Origin of the sequence: Pseudoalteromonas sp. SWN166, assembly GCF_015864485.1 — a bacterium.
Classification (GTDB): Bacteria; Pseudomonadota; Gammaproteobacteria; order Enterobacterales; family Alteromonadaceae; genus Pseudoalteromonas.
On the sequence record NZ_JADYXB010000010.1, the window covers coordinates 22,722 to 44,931 of the forward strand.

Genomic DNA, 22,210 nt, shown 5'->3' on the forward strand with positions numbered 1-22,210 from the left:
GGCGAGTAATGAGAAATTTTTCTAAAGTAACTGCTCTTGCGATTCTTATGTCTGTGACTGGTGCTACTTTAAGTGCATCTGTTTTAGCGGCGCCAGATTACGCAAAGATTGAAGAGCGTAAAAAAGCAAAAACTAAAATCATGGGCGAGCGTACTGGTAAAAAAGTAATTAAAGCATTTGATTTGTACAACGAAGAAAAAGTTGATGAAGCAATTGTTTTGCTTAGAGAGATTGATGCTTCGAATGACTTTGATAAAGCGACCGTTAACCGTTACTTAGGTAGCATGTACGCTCAAAAAGAAAAGTATGATGAAGCGATTAAATATTCTAAACAAGCAGTTGCCCCTGATGTTTTAAACTTTGCTGACCAAGAACAAACACTAAAACTGTTAGGTGATTTATACGCCGGTACTGAAAAGTATCAAGAGGCCAAAAAAGCTTATGTAGCTTGGATGGACTTTACCGGTCAAGAAGACCCTACGGTTTATACACGGATTGCTCAAGCTAACTATCAGTTAGAGCAATTTCGTGATGTTTTTGAACCAGCAGATAAGGCAATTAAACTTCAAAAAGAACCTAATAAAGGTCCTTACCAATTAAAACTGGGTGCATACTTTGAACTTAAAGATTATGCAAACATGGTTAAGATTGGCGAAGAAATTGTTCGTGTATGGCCTGATGATAAAAAAGCTTGGGTTAGCTTAGGTAAATATTACCTACAAACCGAAGACTATCAAAAAGGTTTAGCAACGATGGAAGTTGCTTACAAGAACGGTTACTTTGAAAATGAAGTTGAGTATAAAGTCTTATCTAACTTTTACTCTTTAAACGAGATCCCTTTTAGAGCAGCTGTAACGCTAGAAAAGGCCGTTAAGAGTGAAAAAGTAAAACGTACAAAGCAGAATGTTAGCGCGATTGCTAGTAACTATCACCGCTCTAAAGATTTAGAAAAAGCTGCTAAGTACTACGAAGAAGCTGCTAAATTTGATGACGACGCTGAACTTTACCGCAAAGCTGGTTCGTTACTTTTACAATCTGAGAAATTCAGTGCCGCTGTTGTTCGTTTGAACAAAGCATTAGAGCTTGGCTCTGATAAAAAGGGTACTATTTACTCAGATTTAGCTGAAGCGTATTACTACCAAGGTAAGTATAAGCAAGCATATGCTGCAATTACTAAAGCTATGGATGACCCTCGCACACGCAAGTTTGCAAAAGGTTGGTCTACATATATTAAAGATAAAGCCGCTCGCAACGGTGTTAAAATTTAATTTTAATTAGCTAATGCAACTTATAAAAAGCCCCTCTGGGGCTTTTTTTATTGGAACTACTATGTATAAAAAGCTCTCTTTTTCATTACTACTGTGCCTATTTTTAGCGGCATGCTCAAAGCAGCCTCAACCTTATAAGTCATTTGAAGACGCACAAGTTGCTTTAAAAACTTTAAACATGGCACTTGTACAAGATGATTCTAAAAAAACCGGTAAAATCACTAAAGAACAATTGCTTTTCTCAAATGCATATTTGGCAGAGCGTCATACTATTTATCAGAACTTAATGGATATTGAGCTTAATCTTAATCAAATTGCGCAAGTAAACTATTTGGTTATTGCGGAGCGTTTTCCTGGGCGCTATTTTAATTGGCCAGCTCAAGTAGATGTATTGAAAAACATGCTTGCTTTTGAAGGCTCAAAAAACTCACCAGATAGTATTATTACGTGGCTTAAATCAACCCAAGACACGTTAGACAGTGCTAAACAAAGCAATTTAAAGCTAAATAAGATTGAGCTTACATTATTACAAAGCTATGTATCGAGTGCGATAGACAATAATGATGTTCAGCCAGCGCTTAAAAGTCATATAAGGGCTTTTAACGATTATTTAGTAAGTTATAAGCCCAGAGGTAGTATTGGCTTAAGAGGCCTGCCAAATGGCACAGAGTGGTATCAGAGCAAACTTAATTACTTTAGTGGCGAAGTACATTCTCCGTTGGAATGGGTTACGCTTTTAAATGAAAAAATAAAAGTATTAGATCGTGTTATATTCGATAGTAAAATGTCTACTTCTCATCAAAAATCGTTTTTAGCGCAATATTTATCGAGTGAAAAGCTAATTGAAGGGCTTGATTGGCAGACTGATTATCAAGACTTACCTGCAATGGCGAGCAATATGAACATGTCTGATAAAGGTAAAACATTGATGCTTGCAATGATGGAATCGGATATAGGCATTCATTATCATGCCTGGACTTTACCACAAGCAAAAGTGAATCTTATAAAACGCCTAAAAATGAGTCAAGAAGAGGCTCAGTATTTAGTGGAAGATATAATACTCTACCCAGGGCAATCATTTAGCTTTATACAACAAATTATATAATGATTTTAAAGTGCGCTTATGATGCGCACTTCGTACACCGTTGAGTTGCGGGGTCTAGTTCAAGTGATTTGGCCGATATTTTTTCTTCACAGTCACAGCAGTAACCATATTGGCCAATTTCTATTTGGCTTAGTGCAGCTTCTAGTTCAGTCATGCGGCTAATTAAAAGTGCATATTCAGGCCCAAGCTTCTCGGCGGCACAATCTAACCATTCATTATTTGCTGTATCAGCTAAAATTTGTATTAAATGCTGATGTGCAGGATAGGCTGATTTAGAAAGCATAGTTAATATATTTAATTTAACTTGTGCTATTTCATCGCTTAGTCTTTTTTGATGATGCATTATCAGTACAACCTTATTAAATTGGCTTTACGTTATACTGATATTATCAAGGGGCTTTAAGTTAGCTGTTATGATTTGAATCAAGTTGCGGTGCTTTGGCGTATTTATTTAATACACTGGCCACGTCTTCTTTACTTTTTAAACGCCTAATTTCATCAAATAAATCGATAGCTTGCGGATACTGACGCTTTAGATAGCCAAGCCATTGCTTGGTACGCGAAGCAAAGTACTTTTCATCTTTTGCAGGGTCTTGATGGATCGCAGAGTGAATTAAATGATAAATAATATGCTCCCATTGTAGGCCATCATAGTGTTCGTTATTTACATGAGCTTTAATTTTTTTTGCTAGATCAGGATGTGAAAGGGCGCCGCGACCAAGCATTAAATCAGTGCATTCACTTCGTTTTTGACAAAGCATTGCATCCTCAACTTGCCAAATTTCACCATTGGCAACAACAGCAATATTTTTGTCTTTTATTATTGGTGGAATTTTTTCCCAATAAGCTGGCGGGTTGTAACCATCACGTTTGGTTCTGGCGTGTATTGCCACACTATTTGCGCCTGCGCTTACGACAGCATCTACAATTTCTTGGCTGTTACTGTCGTCATCAAAGCCTAAGCGAATTTTTGCACTTACTTCATGTTCATCATCTACGGCGTCTCGGACTGCTTTAATAATAGTGTACATGTGGTCAGGATCTTTAAGCAGTACAGCACCCCCTCGACTACGATTAACGGTTTTTGCTGGGCAACCAAAGTTAAGGTCGACCCCATGAGATCCTAAAGCAATTGCTCTTATTGCATTTTCGGCTAACGGATTTGCTTCTTGGCCGAGCAATTGAACACGTACTGGAGTGCCTGCTCGCGTAAAACCATTATTATGTAGCTCAGGACAAAATCGATGAAAAACCTTGTCAGGTAAGCATGTCTCAACCACTCTTACAAATTCGGTAACGCACAAATCGAACCCACCAATATCTGTGAGTAATTGGCGCATTTTAAAATCAACGACACCTTCCATAGGCGCTAAAACAAGTTTCATAAGGTGATTAATTCTGATAAAAAACTGGACGCATAGTTTACCTGCAAATCACACATTGATAAATCTGTAATTACCAACCATATTTAATGTAGAAATTGCAAAAGTAAATAATATGAAAATAAATGAAAGTTTTTATTCTTGTACGGGTCTACTTAAGCATACAAGCAATTTAAAAATACATTTTTATTGCTGAGATTTACAATCCTTGATTAAAGAGAGTCATAAAATGAATACAATTAAAAAAAATACAATCGCGTTAACTTTAGGTGCAGTAGTTGTTGGCTCTGCAAGTTTTGTATCTGCTGACGTACAAGCGAACCCATTTGAGTTCCAACAATTAGTAACAGGTTACCAATTAGACGCAACTGAAGGTAAATGCGGCGAAGGTAAATGTGGTGGCGACGCAAAAGATACTAAAGACATGAAAACCAAAGCTGAAGGTAAATGCGGCGAAGGTAAATGTGGTGGCGACGCAAAAGATACTAAAGACATGAAAACCAAAGCTGAAGGCAAATGCGGCGAAGGTAAATGTGGCGGCGACGCAAAAGATGCTAAAGGTATGAAAACTAAAGCTGAAGGCAAATGCGGCGAAGGTAAATGTGGCGGCGACGCAAAAGATGCTAAAGGCATGAAAACTAAAGCTGAAGGTAAATGCGGTGAAGGTAAATGTGGCGGCGACGCAAAAGATGCTAAAGGCATGAAAACTAAAGCTGAAGGCAAGTGCGGCGAAGGTAAATGTGGTGGCCGTTAATTTCTTATTCTAAATAAGTTATGCTAAAAGGGCCTTAAGGCCCTTTTTTGTTAAGTTAGAGGTAGTTATGACACAAACTCAAAATACAGATTTCGGGATGGTGGGACTTGGCCTACGACGAGAAATGCTTGATGAACTACTTGAGCACGTACCTAATCAAGTAGATTTCTTAGAAGTTGCGCCAGAGAACTGGTTAAAGCTAGGGGGGCGTTTTAAAAAACAATTTAAAACATTAACAGATGCAAATAACTTTGTGTGTCATGGTTTGTCATTGTCTATTGGTTCCCCCGAACCCCTTGATGTTGAATTTGTTAAGTCTTTAAAAGGTTTTTTTGAAGAGCACAATATAAAAATTTTTAGTGAGCACTTAAGTTACTGCTCTGGCACCGGGCATATGTATGACTTAATGCCAATTCCGTTTACGCAAGATGCTATTGCGCACGTTGTTTCACGTATTAAGCAAGTACAGGACATACTAGAGCAGCAAATTGCGATAGAAAATGTTTCTTATTATGGCGCTCCTGGGCAGCAATTATCAGAACTAGAATTTACAAATACTATTTTAGAACAAGCCGACTGCAAGCTTTTACTTGATGTGAATAATATTTATGTTAATTCGATTAATCATGGCTATAACGCACAAGAATTTTTAACTAGATTGCCTTCTAACCGTATTGCCTATGGGCACGTCGCCGGGCATTACAATGAGGCTGATGACTTAATAGTGGATACACATGGCGCTGATGTAATCAGTCCTGTGTGGGAGTTACTTGATAAGGCATATGAAGTACATGGCGTATTTCCGACTCTGCTTGAGCGTGATTTTAATATTCCCACTATGGATGTGTTAACCAAAGAATTAGACATAATTCATGAGCTACAAGCTAAATACCTTAATTCGACTATTTCAAAACAACGAGCTTAATATAAGCCTTTATAAACATTAAAAGAGTGCCTAGTTATGAGCTTTATTGAAATACAAAACGAATTTATGGCGCATATTCGAGAGCCTAAAAAAAATAAAAAGCCCAGCGGGATTGAAGATAGACGAATGGCTATTTATCGCGACCTATTTTTTAATAACATTGAAGGCTTTGTATCATCTGGCTTTCCAGTGTTAAAAACACTATATACCGATAAACAATGGCAGGTACTTGTACGCCAGTTTTTTAGTGAATATGATTGCCATTCGCCGTACTTTTTAGATATAGCAGGGGAGTTTATTAATTACTTATCAAGTGATTATAAAATGAAAAAATACGATCCTGTGTTTATGCTAGAACTTGCGCATTATGAATGGATAGAACTTGATGTATCGATTGCACACGAAGATGAGCAAGAACAAAAATTACTAACAACAGCGCTTACTTGTTCTGCTTTGTATTTATCCAAAGCAGCTAGAAATTTAAGTTATCAATTCCCAGTTCAAAATATTAGCAATCACTTTATGCCTAAAGAGCCATCACCTCAGCCTAATTGTTTTGTTGTATATAGAGATGAAGATGATGACGTTCAATTTTTGGCTACAAATGCGATGACTGCTTTACTGTTGTCAATTATAGAGGCAAGTGATGGAGCGACATTTGACGACGTTTGCCAACAGGTATTAGCTCACGCGCCGCAATTTAATGCAGAGCAAATTGCTCAAGGTGCATTGGTTACCCTTAATGCAATGGTTGAACGCGGTGTCATTGTGACAAAAAATCAAGATTAAGGTCTTTATTGATGATTTTACATCGTCTATTATGGCACCCTTATTTGCCGTGCTTAATAAAAGGTTGTACCAATGTCAGATGATAAAGACTTTAAAGATCCGTTCAACGCTACTTATTTTCTTGCTTTCTTAGCTGTATTTGCAGGGATTGGTTGTTTAAATGCAATATTAGGCTGGATCACTAGCTTAACTTAAAATGCATAGCGTTTATTGAGGCTGTTGCTTACTTCAGCCTTGAGTCTCTTTATTTTTAATTACACTCCTTTCATTTAATACTTCTTTTATAATAACGCCAAACTCGCAATTAAAGGTTAGTTAAGGTTATAATCACCTGCTTTGTAATATAAACAATTGAGCAGTTAAAATTATGACTCAAGTAACACCAGCAATTATCAAAAACAGCATAACTACAATTGCTGATTATCCAAAAGCGGGCATCATGTTTCGCGATGTAACTACTTTAATGGCAAATCCAGAAGCCTTTAAAGCAACTATTGACGCTTTTATCGCTGAATATAAAGATCAGGGTTTTACTAAAATAATCGGCACAGAATCACGTGGCTTTATTTTTGGTGCGCCATTGTCTTACGCGTTAGGCATTCCGTTTATTCCAGTACGTAAACCAGGTAAGTTACCACGCGAAGTTATTCGTCAAGACTACTTACTTGAGTATGGTGAAGACACGCTAGAACTGCATGTTGATGCAATTGTACCTGGCGATAAAGTACTATTAGTTGATGACTTATTAGCAACTGGCGGCACAATTGAAGCCACTGCTAAATTAGTTCATAAACTAGGTGGCGAAGCCACAGATGCTGCATTTGTTGTATCACTACCAGAACTTGGTGGCGAGCAGCGCATCAAAAAAATGGGTATTAAAATCCTAAAATTGGTTGAATTCGAAGGCGAGTAATCGATGAGTTATCAGGTTCTAGCGAGAAAATGGCGTCCTCAAACCTTTCATGAATTGGTTGGGCAGTCTCATGTTAAGCAAGCGCTTGTAAATGCGCTTACACAAAATAGACTGCATCACGCTTATTTATTCACTGGAACCCGCGGTGTAGGTAAAACGACCATTGCACGTATTTTTGCTAAAAGCTTAAATTGCGACGAAGGTATATCTGCAAATCCGTGTGGTCAATGTAGCAGCTGTTTAGATATAGAAGCAGGGCGCTACATTGATCTACTCGAAATAGATGCGGCTTCTCGTACCAAAGTAGAAGATACTCGCGAAATACTCGATAACGTTCAATATGCACCAACACGTGGACGTTATAAAGTATACCTAATCGATGAAGTTCACATGCTTTCTAAGCACAGCTTTAATGCGCTTTTAAAAACGCTTGAAGAGCCACCAGAGCATGTGAAATTTTTATTAGCGACCACCGATCCTCAAAAATTACCTGTTACTATTTTATCTCGCTGTTTGCAATTTAACTTAAATGCCTTGTCGCAAAGTGAAATTAAAACACAGCTTGAACACGTACTGACCCAAGAGCAGCTTAGCTTTGATACCGATGCGCTTAGTATTATTTCAAAAGCAGCTGATGGCAGTATGCGTGATGCACTTAGCTTAACCGACCAAGCTATTGCGCAAACAAATGGTGATATTAATAATCAAGCAGTTCAAACTATGCTTGGTTTAATGGATACGCATTACAGTCAAAGCTTGCTTGCAGCATTACTTGCCCAAGATGGCGCTGCGCTAATGGATGAAATTGCTCAAGTGGCAAGCCGTAACCCTAATTATGTAGCGTTACTTGATGACTTAATTGCACTTACGCATTTGACTCAACTAACCCAGTTAGTGCCAGAGGCGGCGGGGCTTGATGAAAAAAATGTAGATTATATTGCTCATGTTGCACAGCATACGAGCCCACAGCAAATTCAAGTTTATTATCAGTTGCTGTTAAATGGTAAAAAAGATTTACAATGGGCACCAGAGCCTCGTTTAGGCTTTGAAATGATCATGCTAAGACTATTAGCATTTAAGCCTACAGACGCTCAACAAACTGTATCTATAGTTAACGAAGAGCCGGCTCAAAATAAGCAAGGCCGAGCAAGTGCACTGCGAGATATACTAAATAAAAATAAAACATCGCAAAATAGCTTATCAAGTGCTAGCCGTGAGCAGGTAACTAATGCCTTGCCGGTTAATAATACCGAGCAAACAAAACCAGTTGAAACAGCGCCAACAATTGCCGCTCAGACATCGAATAATGGCGTCCTACAAAGTAATAATGAGCCAAGCCAAGTCGCAGTAGAGCAACCGGTTCAACAAACAGAAAACACTCCTGAACAACAGGCTTCAGATAATGAGCAACCACTAGCTAATGTTGTTTCGGATGAGCAAGCCCAGCGTCAAAGTGAAGATGAAGCTTATATGCAACACAGCGATGCGGAACAAACGCTAGCCTCGCAGTTTGACGATATAATGAGTAGCGCTGTAGATCAGGGCTTTAACCCTGCAACTAATACAAATTCAGAGCCTTCACCAGAGCTTGCAGCTAATCAAAATGTAAGTACACCAATTGCCGAGCAAGAAGCGCAAGCTCAATCAGCCATTGCTCGTATTTTACGTGACAGAAACATATCGGGTGCGGGTAGATTATCAGGTAAGAATACAAATACATCTGCAAGTAATGTTGCAGCACAGCCAAGCCAAGCGCCTGCTAAAAAGCCAGAACAGCATCCAAGAATGCCTAAAGCTGAAATTGTTGAGCAGAGCAATAGTGCTGCAAACACAAGCGAGCCTAGTAGTACGTCAAGCACTGCATTTAGCGATGCCCCACCTTGGGCTACTGGTAGTGCAGGTGAGAGTGAAAAAAAGCATGAGCTCCCAGTAACAGGGAGCCAAACTCAGGCAAATAGTCACGCTAATACAAAACCAGCGCGTAAGATTGATTTTAAAGAAAAGCACCAAACAATTACCGAAAATTTAGCGCCAGAATTACTTGAGCAAATTAATCCTCAAAAAGCGCCTGAAGTTGTGCCAGAGGAAGTAAGTATTCCTGCACCTGATGATTTTCAAAGTCCAATTAGTGAAATTAGATTTGCGCATCAACAAGATGAATGGGCGTATTTAATTAAACGTATGGGATTAGGCGGTCGTATGCGCCAATTTGCATTGCATTCAATATTTACCAAGCAAGGTAACAGCTTACATATAGACGTTGATGAATCACAAAAGCATTTAGATACCCCTATGCTTCGCCAGCGGTTAGATGCTGCGTTGTCGAGTATTTATGAGCATAACGTGTCATTAAGCATTAATTTTGCAAAAGGAGTCATTGACTCTCCTTATCTTATTCAGCAAAAAATTGATGCAGGTCGTCACCAGCAAGCAATCGATGTGATCACATCAGATGAAAACATAGTACAATTTCAGCAAGTATTTAGCGCCGAAATTGACGAAAACAGTATTCAGGCATTGTAATTACTTACAATCGCCCTTATGTTCATGTTAATTAATGTATTAAAAGAAAGAGAGAAAGTTATGTTTAAAGGTGGAATGGGCAACATGATGAAGCAAGCGCAGCAAATGCAAGATCGCATGCAAAAAGCCCAAGACGAAATCGCAACTTTAGAAGTTGTTGGCGAAGCCGGTGCTGGTTTAGTTAAAGTAACTATGCTTGGTAACCACAACGTACGTCGTGTTCAGCTTGATGAGAGCTTAATGGAAGACGACAAAGACATGATTGAAGATTTACTTGCAGCAGCATGTAACGATGCTGTACGCCGTGTTGCAGAAGAAACACAAGAGCGTATGGGTAAAGTAACTGGCGGTATGCAATTACCACCAGGTATGAAAATGCCGTTTTAAGTAAATAATGCAACTTTCAGATAGTTTAAATCAACTCATTGAAGCACTGCGCTGCCAACCGGGCATTGGTCCAAAGTCAGCGCAACGTATTGCTTTTCACTTGCTAGAGCGCGACCGTAAAGGGGGCACTCAGCTTGGCAATGCATTGACCAAAGCAATGACAGCCATAGGGCATTGCCAGTCTTGTCGTACTTTTTGCGAACAAGCTCAGTGCGACATTTGTTTAAGTACAAAACGCCAAGACAGCGGCATATTATGTGTTGTTGAATCGCCTACTGACGTGCTTGCCATTGAGCAAACAGGTCAGTACTTAGGGCTATACTTTGTTTTAATGGGTCATTTATCGCCAATTGACGGTATTGGCCCTAAAGAAATTGGCTTAGACGTTTTAGAGCAAAAACTTGCTCAAGGCGGTATTAATGAGGTTATTTTAGCGACTAACCCTACCGTTGAAGGCGATACTACAGCTCATTATATTGCTCAGCTTTGTCATAAATATAAAGTAGGTGCTTCGCGTATCGCTCACGGTATTCCTGTGGGGGGCGAGCTTGATTTAGTAGATGGTAGAACGCTTATGCATGCTTTTAGCGGCAGGCGTTTAGTTACACAAGACTAACTCTAAGTCACTATTTGAAAACAAACTGTAAAAGCCTACATGATTAAATTATGTAGGCTTTTTTGTTTTTAAGGTAAGCTTAGAGGTGGCCTGTTATGTTTTACTCTTGTGGGCTATCTATCTAATTAGTAAGGAACACAATGAAAGATAATCAATCCTATCAAGGTGCATTACTGGCCAGTAAGCGTTTTTTACCGCTGTTTATTACGCAGTTTTTCTCAGCGATAAACGATAACGTGTATAAGCAATCAGTGCTTATTTTATTGATATTTCAGGCTGCAACGCTTGCTGATGGCGCACTTTATTCAAATATTGCTGCTGGGTTATTTATTCTGCCTTTCTTTTTATTTTCAGGGGTGGCGGGGCAACTCGCAGAAAAAACAGAAAAATCCAAACTTATCAGAATCGTAAAGCTATGTGAAATCCCTATTATGGTTGTAGGGGCAGTCTCGATTTTAACGCAGTACGTTTGGCTGATGTTAGCCACCGTATTTTTAATGGGGGTACAAAGTACGTTTTTTGGTCCATTAAAATACTCTATTTTACCGCAGCACGTAGCGCCTAACGAATTAACAAAAGCGAACGGCTTGGTAGAATCAGGCACGTTTGTAGCAATTCTAATAGGTACAATCTTTGGTACTTACTATATTACTCAATCAGTAGGGCCCACAGTTATAAGTATCGCAGTATTAGTACTGGCCGTTATGGGCTATGTCAGTAGTCGCTTTATACCGATTAGTGAGGCAAACGAGCCTAATTTAAAATTTACTTATAATATATTTTCATCCACAAAAAACGTATTTTCAGCACTTAATTCGCAAACAGAATCGGTTGGTAAATCGGTACTTGGGATCAGTTGGTTTTGGTTAATTGGTGCGATCGTTTTAACATCACTACCAAATTATGTAAAACATACAATGGGGGGTAATGAACTAGTAGTAACAAGTGCGCTTGTTGTGTTTTCACTGAGTATTGCCATTGGATCGTTATTGTGTGAAAAGCTTTCTCGCTCTCGTATAGAATTAGGGATTGTGCCCTTTGGCGCTATTTTAATTACCTTGTTTTTATACTTACTGAGCCAAGAGAGCGCTATTAGCGCGTATATGCCTCAAAATACTCAATCATTAACACTTGAGCAGGTATTAAAAACAGGCGACATGTTGTGGCATTTTGTATGGATGGCAGGCATTGGTATTGGCGCTGGTTTTTACACTGTACCGTTGTATGCGCTTATTCAACAACGAACTGAAGAATCGAGTCGTTCTCGCGTTATAGCCGCTAACAATGTTTTAAATGCGTTGTTTATGGTGGGCAGTGCTATTTTGAGCATAGTAACACTGTCTGTTTTTCAGTGGAGTATTTCAGAGCTGCTACTGCTACTTGCTGGGCTAAACTTGCTTATCTCTGTTTATATTTATACCAAGGTACCTGAGTTCTTTTTACGGTTTGTTATTTATATTTTGGCTATTTGTATGTACCGAGTGCGTACAAAAGGTGAAAGTAATATTCCCAGCGAAGGCGCTGCGGTTGTAGTGTGTAATCACGTAAGTTTTGTTGATTGGATGTTTATTTTAGCGGCGTCTCCAAGGCCTATCCGATTTATGGTATTTGCCCCTATTTATTATTCGCCAGCCCTACATTGGTTATTTAAAATGGCTAAAGCGATTCCAATTGATAGTGAAAAAACCAACCCAGAGGCATTTAAAAAAGCCTTTGACGATGTTGCTGCTGCGCTTGATAAAGGCGAGCTTGTTGGTATTTTCCCAGAAGGAAAACTAACGAGTGATGGAACCGTGGATATTTTTCGCCGTGGAATAGAGCGTATTATTGAGCGCTCACCCGTGCCGGTTATACCTGTGCATTTAGGAGGGTTGTGGGGAAGTATGTTTAGCCGTAAAGCTAAGTGGCAATTGCCGAGATTAAAATGGTCTTTAGTGTCTGTTACCGTCGGTGAAGCTATTGCTGCTGATAGAGTGGTTGCTGATGACTTACGCGAGCAGGTTTTAGCTTTAAAAGCGCTTCATTCAAAAGATAGTGACTAATTTAATGATTAACTTAATGGTTAACTCATTGGCTAGCTCAACATCGGATGCATCTTCAGAACCACATATTATTGATGACTTTGTAGCGCCTAAATGCGATGGGTTTATTGAAATATTATATCAAGATGATGATATTTTATTGATTAATAAGCCCAGTGGACTATTGAGTTTGTCGGGTAAAAACCCACTAAACTGGGACTCAGTACATTATCGTTTGGTACATGGGCAGGAAGGATTAACAGCCGCATTTGCAGAGGCTAAGTTACCGCATCGGTTAGATTTGGGTACATCGGGTATTATGATTGTTGGATTAAACGCGATTGCGTCAAAGCACCTTAATAAACAGTTCCAGGCACGTATTATTCAAAAGCGTTATGTAGCAATGCTAGAAGGGAGCTTGGCTAGTAATGAAGGGCAAATCACTGCACCAATAGCGAAAGACAAACTGCTTTTTCCGCGTGTTAAAATTTGCCAAACTACTGGCAAAGCTGCGGTGACTGAATACAAGGTGCTTGAAAGACTGCACAGCCCAAATAGAACCTTAGTGCAGTTTACTCCGGTTACTGGGCGAACTCATCAATTAAGAATACACAGCCAGTTTATAGGTCATCCTATTTTAGGTTGTGACTTATATAAAAGTGCGCAAAGTGAACACATGGCAGGGCGCTTACAATTGCATGCCAGTGATTTATGTTTTGAGCACCCAGCAAGCGGCGAGGAAATACATATTAATTGCCCACATCCATTTTAGATAAGCGAGATACTCTGTTTTTTCGTTTCACCTTTTTTTAATTTTTCCCTTGAAGTTCTAACACCTCACCCCATATTAAGTGCATAACGCAGACACTTTGCAAATTGGAGATATATAAATGACTGCAGCACAAAAAGAAACATTAGGCTTTCAAACAGAAGTAAAACAATTATTAAACTTAATGATTCATTCTCTTTATTCTAATAAAGAAATATTCTTACGCGAACTTGTGTCGAACGCATCAGATGCGGCAGACAAGTTACGTTTTTTAGCGCTATCTCAAGGCGACCTTTACCAAGGTGATGCCGATTTACGTGTTCGTATTAGCGCAGATAAAGAAGCTAACACCATTACTATTTCTGATAATGGTATTGGTATGACACGCGATGAAGTAATAAGCTCATTGGGTACTATTGCAAAATCGGGTACTGCTGAGTTTTTCAAAAACTTAACGGGTGATCAAAGTAAAGATTCACAGCTAATTGGCCAATTTGGTGTTGGTTTTTACTCAGCATTTATTGTTGCCGATTTAGTGACTGTTCGTACACGTAAAGCGGGTGAAACAACAGCTTACGAGTGGGAATCTCAAGGTGAAGGCGAATACACGCTTCAAGAAATTGAAAAAGAAGGCCGTGGTACCGACATCATTCTACATCTTCGTGATGAAGAAAAAGAATTTGCTGACGAGTACCGCCTGCGTGGCATTGTTACTAAATACTCAGACCATATTTCTACACCAGTACAAATGTTTAAAGCAGAAGTTCCAGAGTCTGAAGGCGAAGACGGCGAAAAAATCCCAGCAGTACCAGGCGAGTGGGAAAGCATTAACCGTGCTACTGCACTGTGGACGCGTGATAAGTCAGAGCTTTCTGATGAAGAATACAAAGAGTTTTACAAGCACGTAAGCCACGACTGGGAAGATCCACTTAGCTGGGCACATAATAAGGTTGAAGGTAAAACTGAATACACTAGCCTTTTATACATCCCTAAAAAAGCACCTTTCGATTTATGGAACCGTGAACGTCAAAGTGGCTTAAAACTTTACGTACAACGTGTATTTGTAATGGATGATGCTGAGCAGTTTATGCCAAGCTACCTTCGCTTTGTAAAAGGTTTACTAGATTCAAACGATTTACCATTAAACGTATCTCGTGAAATTCTACAAGATAACAAAGTAACGCAAGCTATTCGTAAAGGGTGTACATCGCGCATTATTAAAATGCTTGAGCGTATGGCTAAAAACAAAGCTGACGATTACCAAGTGTTTTGGAATGAGTTTGGCCAAGTAATGAAAGAAGGCCCAGCTGAAGATGCAGCAAATAAAGAAGCTGTGTGTAAGCTATTACGTTTTTCGTCCACTCATACTGATTCAGAAACGCAAGATGTGTCGCTTGAGCAATATGTTGAGCGCATGAACGAAGGTCAAGATAAGATTTACTACGTAGTAGCTGATACATTTACTTCTGCGAAAAACTCACCGCATTTAGAAATTTTCCGCAAAAAAGGCATTGAAGTATTACTATTAAGTGACCGCGTTGATGAGTGGATGATGAGCCACTTAACTGAATTTGCTGATAAGCAACTACAGTCAATCACACGTGGTGACCTAGATTTAGGTAAACTTGACGACGAAGAAACTAAAAAAGCACAAGAAGAGTCTGAAAAAGAAATGGCAGGCCTTGTTGAACGTATTAAAACAGCACTTGGTGAAGATGTTAAAGAAGTACGCTTTACGCATCGCTTAACAGACTCTCCAGCATGTGTTGTAAGCGACGACAATGACATGAGCTCACAAATGCAAAAGCTAATGGAATCTGTTGGTCAAGCTGCGCCAGAAGCTAAACCTGTGTTTGAGCTAAACCCAGAGCATCAACTTGTTAAGCACTTAAATGATGAACAAGATGAAGATAAGTTTTCACAGTGGTCACATGTTTTACTAGACCAAGCATTACTTGCAGAGCGCGGTACACTTAAAGATCCAACAGGATTTGTTACTCGCTTAAACAAGCTTATGCTTGAACTAAGCAAATAGTCAGTTAGCTATTTAGTTAATAAAAGTATAAATTATATACTTTAAATAAAAGGGAACGTGTGTTCCCTTTTTAATGCGCTGTAAATACACCTGCAACTCATCAATTAGTATAAGTTGCTTGAGTATCGGCGGCGCTTGTGGAAGAATTCAGGCTTTAAAATAATTATCCATACTAGGGGACAATAATATGCGCATTATTCTTTTGGGCGCGCCGGGTGCAGGTAAAGGTACTCAAGCTCAGTTTTTAATGGACAAATACGGTATTCCACAAATTTCTACTGGCGATATGTTACGTGCGGCAATTAAAGAAGGCACACCACTAGGCCTAGAAGCAAAAAAAGTAATGGATGCTGGTCAACTAATTTCTGATGATATTATTATTGGTTTAGTAAAAGAGCGTATTACTAAAGCGGATTGTGAGAAGGGCTTTTTACTTGATGGCTTCCCACGCACTATTCCTCAAGCTGATGCAATGAAAGAAAATGGCGTAGTGGTTGATCACGTTATTGAATTTGATGTTGCTGATGAAGTGATTGTTGAGCGCATGGGCGGACGTCGCGTTCATCCTGGTTCTGGTCGTGTTTACCATATTGTTTATAATCCACCAAAAGTGGAAGGTAAAGATAACGAAACTGGCGAGGACTTAATTGTTCGCGCTGATGATACTGAAGAAACAGTACGTAAACGTTTAGGTATTTACCACGAGCAAACTATGCCATTAGTTGATTACTACCAAGCAGAAGCTGCTGCTGGTAATACTCAATACCATAAACTAGATGGTACACAAGCCGTTGAAGCTGTAAGTTCACAGCTTGGTGAGCTTTTAGGTTAATTATAAAAGCACATTAAAAAACCGCCAATTGGCGGTTTTTTGTTTTAAGGCTGCTTAGCATTGCTTAATCAGTGCTATTTAACCGGCTTTAAAGCGTTTTAAGTTTCTCAATTACGCTGTTGTATTCTGGTTCAGTTGAAAGGCTACTAACTAATTGTTTATAAATTATGTTATGGCTTTCATCTAAAATAAGTACAGTTCGCGTTAATAAGCCCATGTCTTTGATTATCAATCCATAATTCTGGCCAAAATCTCGCCAAACAGAATCAGATAGCGTAGTGACTTTATCAATGTTTTCAGCTTTACAAAAATGTTTTTGAGCAAAAGGTAAATCTGCACTAATTGTTAGTATTACAACACTTGGGAATTGTGAGGCTACTTTTTCGTTAAAGTGTTTTGTTTGCAGGCTACAAATACCGGTATCAAGGCTCGGTACTACACTTATCAATACAGCTTGGCCTTTATAATCCTCAAGTGTTACCGGAATGAAGTTGTCATCAACAACTTTAAAATTTGGCGCGCTATCTCCTACTGAGACACCTTTGCCTAATAAAGTGACTGGTTTGCCTTGTGCAGATACTTTTCCTACATCAAGCGTATTTTCTGGATAGTCTGCTGCAATAGCCACAGAGCAAAATGCACTCAAAGCAAAGGCAAGTGAACGTAACATAAGGTATTTCCTTTTAAATTAACGCAATGGGCGTCAGTGTATTATACTGCGCTATGGTAACCAAGTGATTAAACCTGCTAATAGAGTAGGTATTAGCTCTGCGATATAAAAATTGTAACTGGGCTAAACTTTGATTAACATGGAGTTACAAAAGATATCTTTGATAATAAAAATAAAAACCTTTATACAATAATTTTAATGCTCATGACGGGTTTAGAAACAGAGAGATAATATGTCAACATCAGTATTAATATGTGATGACTCAAAATTAGCTAGGCGTCAGTTAGCTCGTTCATTACCTGAAGATTGGGACATTAAAGTTGAATTTGCACTTGACGGCGTTGACTGCATAAAGCAAATAAAATTAATTGAACCAGAGATACTTTTTCTCGATTTAAACATGCCAGAAATGGATGGCTATGAAGTATTAATAGCTATGAAAGAACAAGGGCTTAATATACTCACTGTTGTTGTCTCTGGTGATATACAACCAAGTGCACACCAAAGAGTGCTTGAGCTGGGTGCTATCGATTTTATTCAAAAGCCATGTTCCCCCGAAAAACTAGCCAGCATAATTGAACACCATGGAATTAAAGACAAAGCCATGCGTGAACGTCTCTCTCATTCATTAGGAGAGCAAGTTGACCCTGATGTACGTGACATATACCAAGAGCTCACTAACGTTGCTATGGGCCAAGCAGGGGATTTACTTGCGCGTCTGCTTAATGTGTTTGTAAAGCTTCCAATTCCGAATGTAAATATTTTAGAAGTTAACGAACTCGATATGGCGCTACGCTCTATTGATAATAACGCTGCTACATCGGGGGTGTGCCAAGGCTTTATTGGCGGTGGTATTTCGGGCGAGGCACTATTACTTTTAAATGATTCAAGCTTCAAAGAAATCGCTTCATTGATGAATTATGATGGCGAGTTAAACGACAAGGTTGAACTTGAGCTGCTAATGGATATTAGTAATATTTTGATAGGCGCTATTTTAACAGGCCTTTCAAAACAGCTTGATATGTCATTTAGCCAAGGGCACCCGATTGTACTTGGTCAACACAGAGACGTGTCTGAGCTGGTAAAATCGAATAAATCACGTTGGCAGCGCACGCTTGCTATAGAGATTAGTTACGGTATTGAAAACCATGATATAAATTGTGATCTCATGCTGTTATTTACTGAAGATTCACTTAAAACTTTGAAGTACAAAGTTGCTTACCTATTAGAAGATTAAGTTATGGCTGCTGATTTAGAGATGACTGAGATCCATTGGTTAATGGATATGTTTAATACCGTAGATGTAGGCCTTGTTGTACTAAATAGAGACTATAAAGTGTGTGTATGGAATGGTTTTATGGAAAACCATTCAGGGCTTTTACCAAGCGCAGTAAAAGATAAAGACCTATTTGACTTATTTCCAGCAATAGACGAAAAATGGTTTAGAAGTAAATCTGAGTCGGTTTTTGTTTTAAAAAACCGCTCTTTTACTATTTGGGAACAGCAGCCTTACATTTTTAGGTTCAAAAATTATCGACCTATTACCGGTAAAGCTGATTACATGTATCAAAATGCGACATTTATCCCTCTTACAAATACGATGGGCGAAGTGAGTCATATTTGTATTATTTTGTATGATGTAACAGATGTCGCGGTCAATAAAAAAGAGCTTGAAGAGTTAAACAAAAAATTAGAACAAGTAAGTCAAACAGATAGCTTAACGCAGCTTGCAAACCGCGGGCATTGGGAAGGTACGCTACGCCAAGAGTTTTTAAGAGTTAAGCGAAGTGGTGGTTGTAGTACATTATTAATGTTTGATATTGATCACTTTAAAAAAATTAATGATGAATACGGGCATAGTTGCGGCGATGAAGCGCTCCGTCATCTATCAAACTTATTACGTACTACACTGCGTGAAACTGATATAGCTGGCCGTTATGGTGGTGAAGAGTTTGCAGTGACTTTACTTGATACTGATAAAGCGGGGGCGACTATATTTGCTGAACGTTTAAGAGTACATATAGAGTCAAATCCAGTTAAGTATAAACACTTTGAAATAAAAATGACGGTGAGCATTGGCTTTGCTGGCAATAGTAATGAGTTTAAAAATCATGAGCGCTGGATAGAAGCTGCCGATAAAGCGTTATATCACTCAAAAAATACAGGCCGAAACAAAGTGACAGCCTATACAGATATAAAAAATGACGCTTAAGCGTCATTTTTTATATCTAGAATTTAAGATTAAATAATACTATGTTTGTATATTCTGCTGAGCCAATCCAATCAGTATGAAACCAGTCAGTATGAAAACCAGTCAGTATGAAAACCAATCAGTATGAAAACCAATCAATATGAAAAGCTTTATTGTCCCTTACTATTGTGTTATATGGCGAGAGTCATCGACTGGACACTGACCAATTATAGAGGCTTCACCAGAGCTTGACTCTTGTTCTAGTTTTACTTTAAAGCCCCATAGCCTATAAAGATGCTTGAGTACTTCTTCGTGCGAGTTTGCTAAAGGAATATTGTTATGAGGCACATAGCGTAGGGTTAGCGAACGGTCACCTCTAATATCAACGTCATATACTTGAATGTTAGGTTCATGATTACTTAAATTATACTGCGCTGAGAGTGCTTCTCTTACTGCTTTATAGCCGTTGTCGTTATGTATTGCGCCAATTTCTAAATGGGGGTTATTAGTATGGTCAATAATAGTAAATAATTTAAAATCACGAATTAACTTAGGCGATAAAAACTGGCTAATAAAACTCTCATCTTTAAAGTTTTGCATTGCAAAATGCAGGGTATCTAGCCAATTACTGCCTGCATACTCAGGAAACCAGCGTTTATCTTCCTCCGTTGGATACTCACACATTCTGCGAATATCAACCATCATATTAAAGCCTAACGCATATGGGTTAATACCTGAATAATACTTACTGTTATAAGGTGGCTGATAAACTACGTTGGTGTGGCTTTGTAAAAACTCTAACATGAAAGAGTCGGTGAGCTTCCCCTCATCATATAAGTGATTAAGTATGGTGTAATGCCAAAAAGTTGCCCAACCTTCGTTCATTACTTGAGTTTGCTTTTGTGGATAAAAGTATTGCGAAATTTTACGAACAATACGTATCACTTCACGTTGCCAAGAATCGAGTAATGGGGCATTTTTTTCAATAAAATACAAAATATTTTCTTGGGGTTCAGAAGGGAAATGGCGTACTTTCTTTTTGGTTTCTTGCTGTTGCTCAGGAATAGTTTGCCATAATTCGTTTACTTGCGATTGGAGGTAGTCTTCGCGCTCTTGTTGGCGTTTTTGCTCTTCAAATAGCGATATTTGTTGAGGACGTTTGTAGCGATCGACCCCGTAATTCATTAATGCATGACATGAGTCGAGAAGGGCTTCTACTTGGGTAATACCGTGTTTTTCTTCACAGCGGCTTATGTAGTTTTTAGCAAATACCAAGTAATCAATAATTGAAGCTGCATCTGTCCAGGTTTTAAATAAGTAATTACCTTTAAAAAATGAGTTATGTCCGTAACATGCATGTGCCATTACAAGCGCTTGCATAGGTAAGGTATTTTCTTCCATTAAGTACGCAATACAGGGGTCTGAATTTATCACTATTTCGTAAGCAAGGCCCATTTGTCCGCGCTTATAATTTTGCTCAGTTTGAATAAACTTTTTACCGTAAGACCAATGACTATAGCCAATAGGCATACCAACGCTTGAATAAGCATCCATCATCTGCTCTGCGGTTATCACTTCAATTTGATTAGGGTATGTGCTTAACCTGTAGTGAGCTGCAACACGGGCAATTTCACCTTGATACTCATTTAATAAATCAAAGGTCCAATCTGGGCCATCACTCATTCGTTTATCATTCATAATGCTACCTCGCTTTTGGCTATGCAGAGTTTTGCTGTTGACGACCTTTTTTAAATAGCTCCCTAAAAATTGGGTAAATATCTTCAACGCTTTGAATATGCTGTATGGCGAAATTATTATGACTGTTTGTTATAGATTCATATTCGCACCATAGGCTTTGATGAGCACGAGTGGTTATTTCAATATAAGCAAAATAACGTACTGCGCTTAAAAGCTTATTACGTAAAATTTCACCACACTGCGGGGTGTCGTCCGCCCAGTTGTCGCCATCAGAGGCTTGTGCGGCGTATACATTCCACTCGTTTGCGCGATAACGCTCTTTTATTATTTCGTTCATTAATTTAAGTGCGCTCGAAACAATGGTACCGCCAGTTTCTTGAGAATAAAAAAACTCTTGTTCGTCTACTTCTTTTGCTTGTGTGTGGTGGCGAATATAAACAACTTCTATGTCTTTATAGCTGCGCGTTAAAAACTGATAAAGTAAAATATAAAAACGCTTTGCCATGTCTTTTGTTACCTGATCCATTGAGCCTGACACATCCATAATACAAAACATCACTGCTTTGCTGGTGGGGTGAGGACGCTTTTCGTAATTACGAAAACGTAAATCGTAGTTATCAATAAACGGAACCGATTTAATTTGCACTTTTAATGCTGCAATTTCTTTTTGTAATAAAGCAATTGCCGCTTTATCGTTATGCGGGCCAGCAAGCAGTAAAGTAAGTTGCTCTTCGAGCTCTTTTAAACGGCGTTTTTTACCAGCACTCATGGCAACACGCCGTGCAAGTGAGCCTTGAAGTGAACGAACAATATCAATATTGCTTGGCATACCATCACTACAAAACCCTGCGCGATGGGTTTTCATTTGCACTAACTTATCAAGTTGGTTTTCTTGTAAGTTAGGAAGTTCTAAATCTTCAAATAGTAAATCAAGGTATTCATCTTTTGAAATAGAGAATATAAATTCATCTTGTCCTTCGCCCGAATCGCTGGCGTCACCTTCACCGGCACCGCCGCCTTGTCCGCCTTTAGGGCGCTCAATTTTATCACCGGTAGAAAACTGATCGTTACCTGGATGAATCTGCTCTCTATCACCGCCTTTTCCTTGATGGAAGGTAGGTTCGCTGATATCGCGTTGTGGAATAGAAATACTCTCACCAGAGCTTGAATCGGTAACGTTGCGTTTGTTTATCGCATCTGAAACCGCTTCTTTAATTTGCTTTTTATAGCGCCTAATAAAGCGCTGGCGATTAAGCGTACTTTTATTTTTTCCGTTTAAACGCCTATCAATAAAATGCGCCATTATGACCTCCTATATACTACGACTATGAA

General features: G+C 38.9%; 21 protein-coding genes. 16 read left to right on the forward strand and 5 right to left on the reverse strand.

Features of this window, described 5'->3' with window-relative positions; genetic code table 11:
* The first annotated feature begins 8 nt into the window (after window positions 1-8).
* Together I6F49_RS08150 and I6F49_RS08155 are read left to right on the forward strand one after the other, a co-directional pair.
* The gene (locus tag I6F49_RS08150; RefSeq protein WP_166420651.1) at window positions 9-1,268 is read left to right on the forward strand and encodes a tetratricopeptide repeat protein; all 1,260 of its coding nucleotides are present in this window, start codon (window positions 9-11) and stop codon (window positions 1,266-1,268) included.
* 61 nt (window positions 1,269-1,329) lie between these two features.
* Window positions 1,330-2,373 carry a hypothetical protein gene (locus tag I6F49_RS08155; protein WP_197179690.1) on the forward strand — a complete coding sequence of 348 codons (1,044 nt, stop codon included), beginning with the start codon at window positions 1,330-1,332 and terminating at the stop codon, window positions 2,371-2,373.
* A gap of 16 nt (window positions 2,374-2,389) precedes the next feature.
* Here the strand turns inward: I6F49_RS08155 and I6F49_RS08160 are convergent, their stop codons facing one another.
* Entirely contained in the window at window positions 2,390-2,716 is a 327-nt protein-coding gene (locus tag I6F49_RS08160; RefSeq protein ID WP_197179692.1) for a TraR/DksA family transcriptional regulator, read from the reverse strand.
* Window positions 2,717-2,777: 61 nt separating this feature from the next.
* The gene (locus I6F49_RS08165; RefSeq protein ID WP_197179694.1) at window positions 2,778-3,758 is read right to left on the reverse strand and encodes a tRNA-dihydrouridine synthase; all 981 of its coding nucleotides are present in this window, start codon (window positions 3,756-3,758) and stop codon (window positions 2,778-2,780) included.
* Window positions 3,759-3,984: 226 nt separating this feature from the next.
* Here I6F49_RS08165 and I6F49_RS08170 point away from each other — a divergent pair, with 226 nt between their 5' ends.
* The 12 genes from I6F49_RS08170 to adk all read left to right on the forward strand — a co-directional run bounded on the left by I6F49_RS08170 (window position 3,985) and on the right by adk (window position 16,319).
* Window positions 3,985-4,509: an HvfA family oxazolone/thioamide-modified RiPP metallophore gene (locus tag I6F49_RS08170; RefSeq protein ID WP_197179696.1), complete on the forward strand. Its 525-nt coding sequence runs from the start codon at window positions 3,985-3,987 to the stop codon at window positions 4,507-4,509.
* 67 nt (window positions 4,510-4,576) lie between these two features.
* Window positions 4,577-5,434, forward strand: coding sequence for an HvfB family MNIO-type RiPP peptide maturase (locus tag I6F49_RS08175; protein WP_231615060.1), 858 nt, complete (start codon window positions 4,577-4,579; stop codon window positions 5,432-5,434).
* 36 nt (window positions 5,435-5,470) lie between these two features.
* On the forward strand, window positions 5,471-6,223 hold the full coding sequence (locus tag I6F49_RS08180) for an HvfC family RiPP maturation protein (protein WP_197179703.1): 753 nt from the start codon (window positions 5,471-5,473) through the stop codon (window positions 6,221-6,223).
* A gap of 72 nt (window positions 6,224-6,295) precedes the next feature.
* Window positions 6,296-6,418, forward strand: a complete 123-nt coding sequence (locus I6F49_RS20485) for a hypothetical protein (protein ID WP_002962301.1) — start codon at window positions 6,296-6,298, stop codon at window positions 6,416-6,418.
* Between the two features lie 172 nt (window positions 6,419-6,590).
* Window positions 6,591-7,136, forward strand: coding sequence for an adenine phosphoribosyltransferase (gene apt / locus I6F49_RS08185; protein WP_007375861.1), 546 nt, complete (start codon window positions 6,591-6,593; stop codon window positions 7,134-7,136).
* 3 nt (window positions 7,137-7,139) lie between these two features.
* Window positions 7,140-9,659 carry a DNA polymerase III subunit gamma/tau gene (gene dnaX / locus I6F49_RS08190; protein ID WP_197179705.1) on the forward strand — a complete coding sequence of 840 codons (2,520 nt, stop codon included), beginning with the start codon at window positions 7,140-7,142 and terminating at the stop codon, window positions 9,657-9,659.
* A 60-nt stretch (window positions 9,660-9,719) separates the two neighbouring features.
* Complete coding sequence (locus I6F49_RS08195) at window positions 9,720-10,046, forward strand: YbaB/EbfC family nucleoid-associated protein (RefSeq protein ID WP_002962306.1); 327 nt, start codon at window positions 9,720-9,722, stop codon at window positions 10,044-10,046.
* Window positions 10,047-10,053: 7 nt separating this feature from the next.
* A complete protein-coding gene (gene recR, locus I6F49_RS08200) occupies window positions 10,054-10,662 on the forward strand; it encodes a recombination mediator RecR (RefSeq protein WP_008165968.1) in 609 nt (202 codons plus the stop codon).
* A 140-nt stretch (window positions 10,663-10,802) separates the two neighbouring features.
* On the forward strand, window positions 10,803-12,704 hold the full coding sequence (locus I6F49_RS08205) for an MFS transporter (protein WP_197179706.1): 1,902 nt from the start codon (window positions 10,803-10,805) through the stop codon (window positions 12,702-12,704).
* A gap of 16 nt (window positions 12,705-12,720) precedes the next feature.
* Complete coding sequence (locus I6F49_RS08210) at window positions 12,721-13,455, forward strand: RluA family pseudouridine synthase (protein ID WP_197179823.1); 735 nt, start codon at window positions 12,721-12,723, stop codon at window positions 13,453-13,455.
* Window positions 13,456-13,573: 118 nt separating this feature from the next.
* The gene (gene htpG, locus I6F49_RS08215) at window positions 13,574-15,487 is read left to right on the forward strand and encodes a molecular chaperone HtpG (RefSeq protein WP_197179708.1); all 1,914 of its coding nucleotides are present in this window, start codon (window positions 13,574-13,576) and stop codon (window positions 15,485-15,487) included.
* A gap of 187 nt (window positions 15,488-15,674) precedes the next feature.
* Entirely contained in the window at window positions 15,675-16,319 is a 645-nt protein-coding gene (gene adk, locus I6F49_RS08220; RefSeq protein WP_010553395.1) for an adenylate kinase, read from the forward strand.
* An 88-nt stretch (window positions 16,320-16,407) separates the two neighbouring features.
* Here the strand turns inward: adk and tpx are convergent, their stop codons facing one another.
* A complete protein-coding gene (gene tpx, locus I6F49_RS08225; RefSeq protein ID WP_197179710.1) occupies window positions 16,408-16,989 on the reverse strand; it encodes a thiol peroxidase in 582 nt (193 codons plus the stop codon).
* Window positions 16,990-17,221: 232 nt separating this feature from the next.
* On the opposite strand from tpx, the gene I6F49_RS08230 reads away from it, so the two are divergent.
* Window positions 17,222-18,226 carry a response regulator gene (locus I6F49_RS08230; RefSeq protein WP_010553397.1) on the forward strand — a complete coding sequence of 335 codons (1,005 nt, stop codon included), beginning with the start codon at window positions 17,222-17,224 and terminating at the stop codon, window positions 18,224-18,226.
* Window positions 18,227-18,229: 3 nt separating this feature from the next.
* Window positions 18,230-19,201, forward strand: coding sequence for a sensor domain-containing diguanylate cyclase (locus tag I6F49_RS08235; RefSeq protein WP_197179718.1), 972 nt, complete (start codon window positions 18,230-18,232; stop codon window positions 19,199-19,201).
* A 162-nt stretch (window positions 19,202-19,363) separates the two neighbouring features.
* Here I6F49_RS08235 and I6F49_RS08240 read toward each other — a convergent pair whose 3' ends face one another.
* Both I6F49_RS08240 and I6F49_RS08245 read right to left on the reverse strand, forming a co-directional pair.
* Window positions 19,364-20,878 carry a SpoVR family protein gene (locus tag I6F49_RS08240; RefSeq protein ID WP_197179720.1) on the reverse strand — a complete coding sequence of 505 codons (1,515 nt, stop codon included), beginning with the start codon at window positions 20,876-20,878 and terminating at the stop codon, window positions 19,364-19,366.
* Between the two features lie 19 nt (window positions 20,879-20,897).
* Window positions 20,898-22,181, reverse strand: a complete 1,284-nt coding sequence (locus tag I6F49_RS08245) for a YeaH/YhbH family protein (RefSeq protein ID WP_197179722.1) — start codon at window positions 22,179-22,181, stop codon at window positions 20,898-20,900.
* Window positions 22,182-22,210 lie beyond the last annotated feature (29 nt).

Excerpts from the sequence above, each read along its gene's own strand:
- I6F49_RS08150 (WP_166420651.1), top strand. The coding sequence starts at position 9 with ATGAGAAATTTTTCTAAAGTAACTGCTCTTGCGATTCTTATGTCTGTG.
- I6F49_RS08155 (WP_197179690.1), top strand. The coding sequence starts at position 1,330 with ATGTATAAAAAGCTCTCTTTTTCATTACTACTGTGCCTATTTTTAGCG.
- I6F49_RS08160 (WP_197179692.1), bottom strand. The coding sequence starts at position 2,716 with ATGCATCATCAAAAAAGACTAAGCGATGAAATAGCACAAGTTAAATTA.
- I6F49_RS08165 (WP_197179694.1), bottom strand. The coding sequence starts at position 3,758 with ATGAAACTTGTTTTAGCGCCTATGGAAGGTGTCGTTGATTTTAAAATG.
- I6F49_RS08170 (WP_197179696.1), top strand. The coding sequence starts at position 3,985 with ATGAATACAATTAAAAAAAATACAATCGCGTTAACTTTAGGTGCAGTA.
- I6F49_RS08175 (WP_231615060.1), top strand. The coding sequence starts at position 4,577 with ATGACACAAACTCAAAATACAGATTTCGGGATGGTGGGACTTGGCCTA.
- I6F49_RS08180 (WP_197179703.1), top strand. The coding sequence starts at position 5,471 with ATGAGCTTTATTGAAATACAAAACGAATTTATGGCGCATATTCGAGAG.
- I6F49_RS20485 (WP_002962301.1), top strand. The coding sequence starts at position 6,296 with ATGTCAGATGATAAAGACTTTAAAGATCCGTTCAACGCTACTTATTTT.
- apt (WP_007375861.1), top strand. The coding sequence starts at position 6,591 with ATGACTCAAGTAACACCAGCAATTATCAAAAACAGCATAACTACAATT.
- dnaX (WP_197179705.1), top strand. The coding sequence starts at position 7,140 with ATGAGTTATCAGGTTCTAGCGAGAAAATGGCGTCCTCAAACCTTTCAT.
- I6F49_RS08195 (WP_002962306.1), top strand. The coding sequence starts at position 9,720 with ATGTTTAAAGGTGGAATGGGCAACATGATGAAGCAAGCGCAGCAAATG.
- recR (WP_008165968.1), top strand. The coding sequence starts at position 10,054 with ATGCAACTTTCAGATAGTTTAAATCAACTCATTGAAGCACTGCGCTGC.
- I6F49_RS08205 (WP_197179706.1), top strand. The coding sequence starts at position 10,803 with ATGAAAGATAATCAATCCTATCAAGGTGCATTACTGGCCAGTAAGCGT.
- I6F49_RS08210 (WP_197179823.1), top strand. The coding sequence starts at position 12,721 with ATGGTTAACTCATTGGCTAGCTCAACATCGGATGCATCTTCAGAACCA.
- htpG (WP_197179708.1), top strand. The coding sequence starts at position 13,574 with ATGACTGCAGCACAAAAAGAAACATTAGGCTTTCAAACAGAAGTAAAA.
- adk (WP_010553395.1), top strand. The coding sequence starts at position 15,675 with ATGCGCATTATTCTTTTGGGCGCGCCGGGTGCAGGTAAAGGTACTCAA.
- tpx (WP_197179710.1), bottom strand. The coding sequence starts at position 16,989 with ATGTTACGTTCACTTGCCTTTGCTTTGAGTGCATTTTGCTCTGTGGCT.
- I6F49_RS08230 (WP_010553397.1), top strand. The coding sequence starts at position 17,222 with ATGTCAACATCAGTATTAATATGTGATGACTCAAAATTAGCTAGGCGT.
- I6F49_RS08235 (WP_197179718.1), top strand. The coding sequence starts at position 18,230 with ATGGCTGCTGATTTAGAGATGACTGAGATCCATTGGTTAATGGATATG.
- I6F49_RS08240 (WP_197179720.1), bottom strand. The coding sequence starts at position 20,878 with ATGAATGATAAACGAATGAGTGATGGCCCAGATTGGACCTTTGATTTA.
- I6F49_RS08245 (WP_197179722.1), bottom strand. The coding sequence starts at position 22,181 with ATGGCGCATTTTATTGATAGGCGTTTAAACGGAAAAAATAAAAGTACG.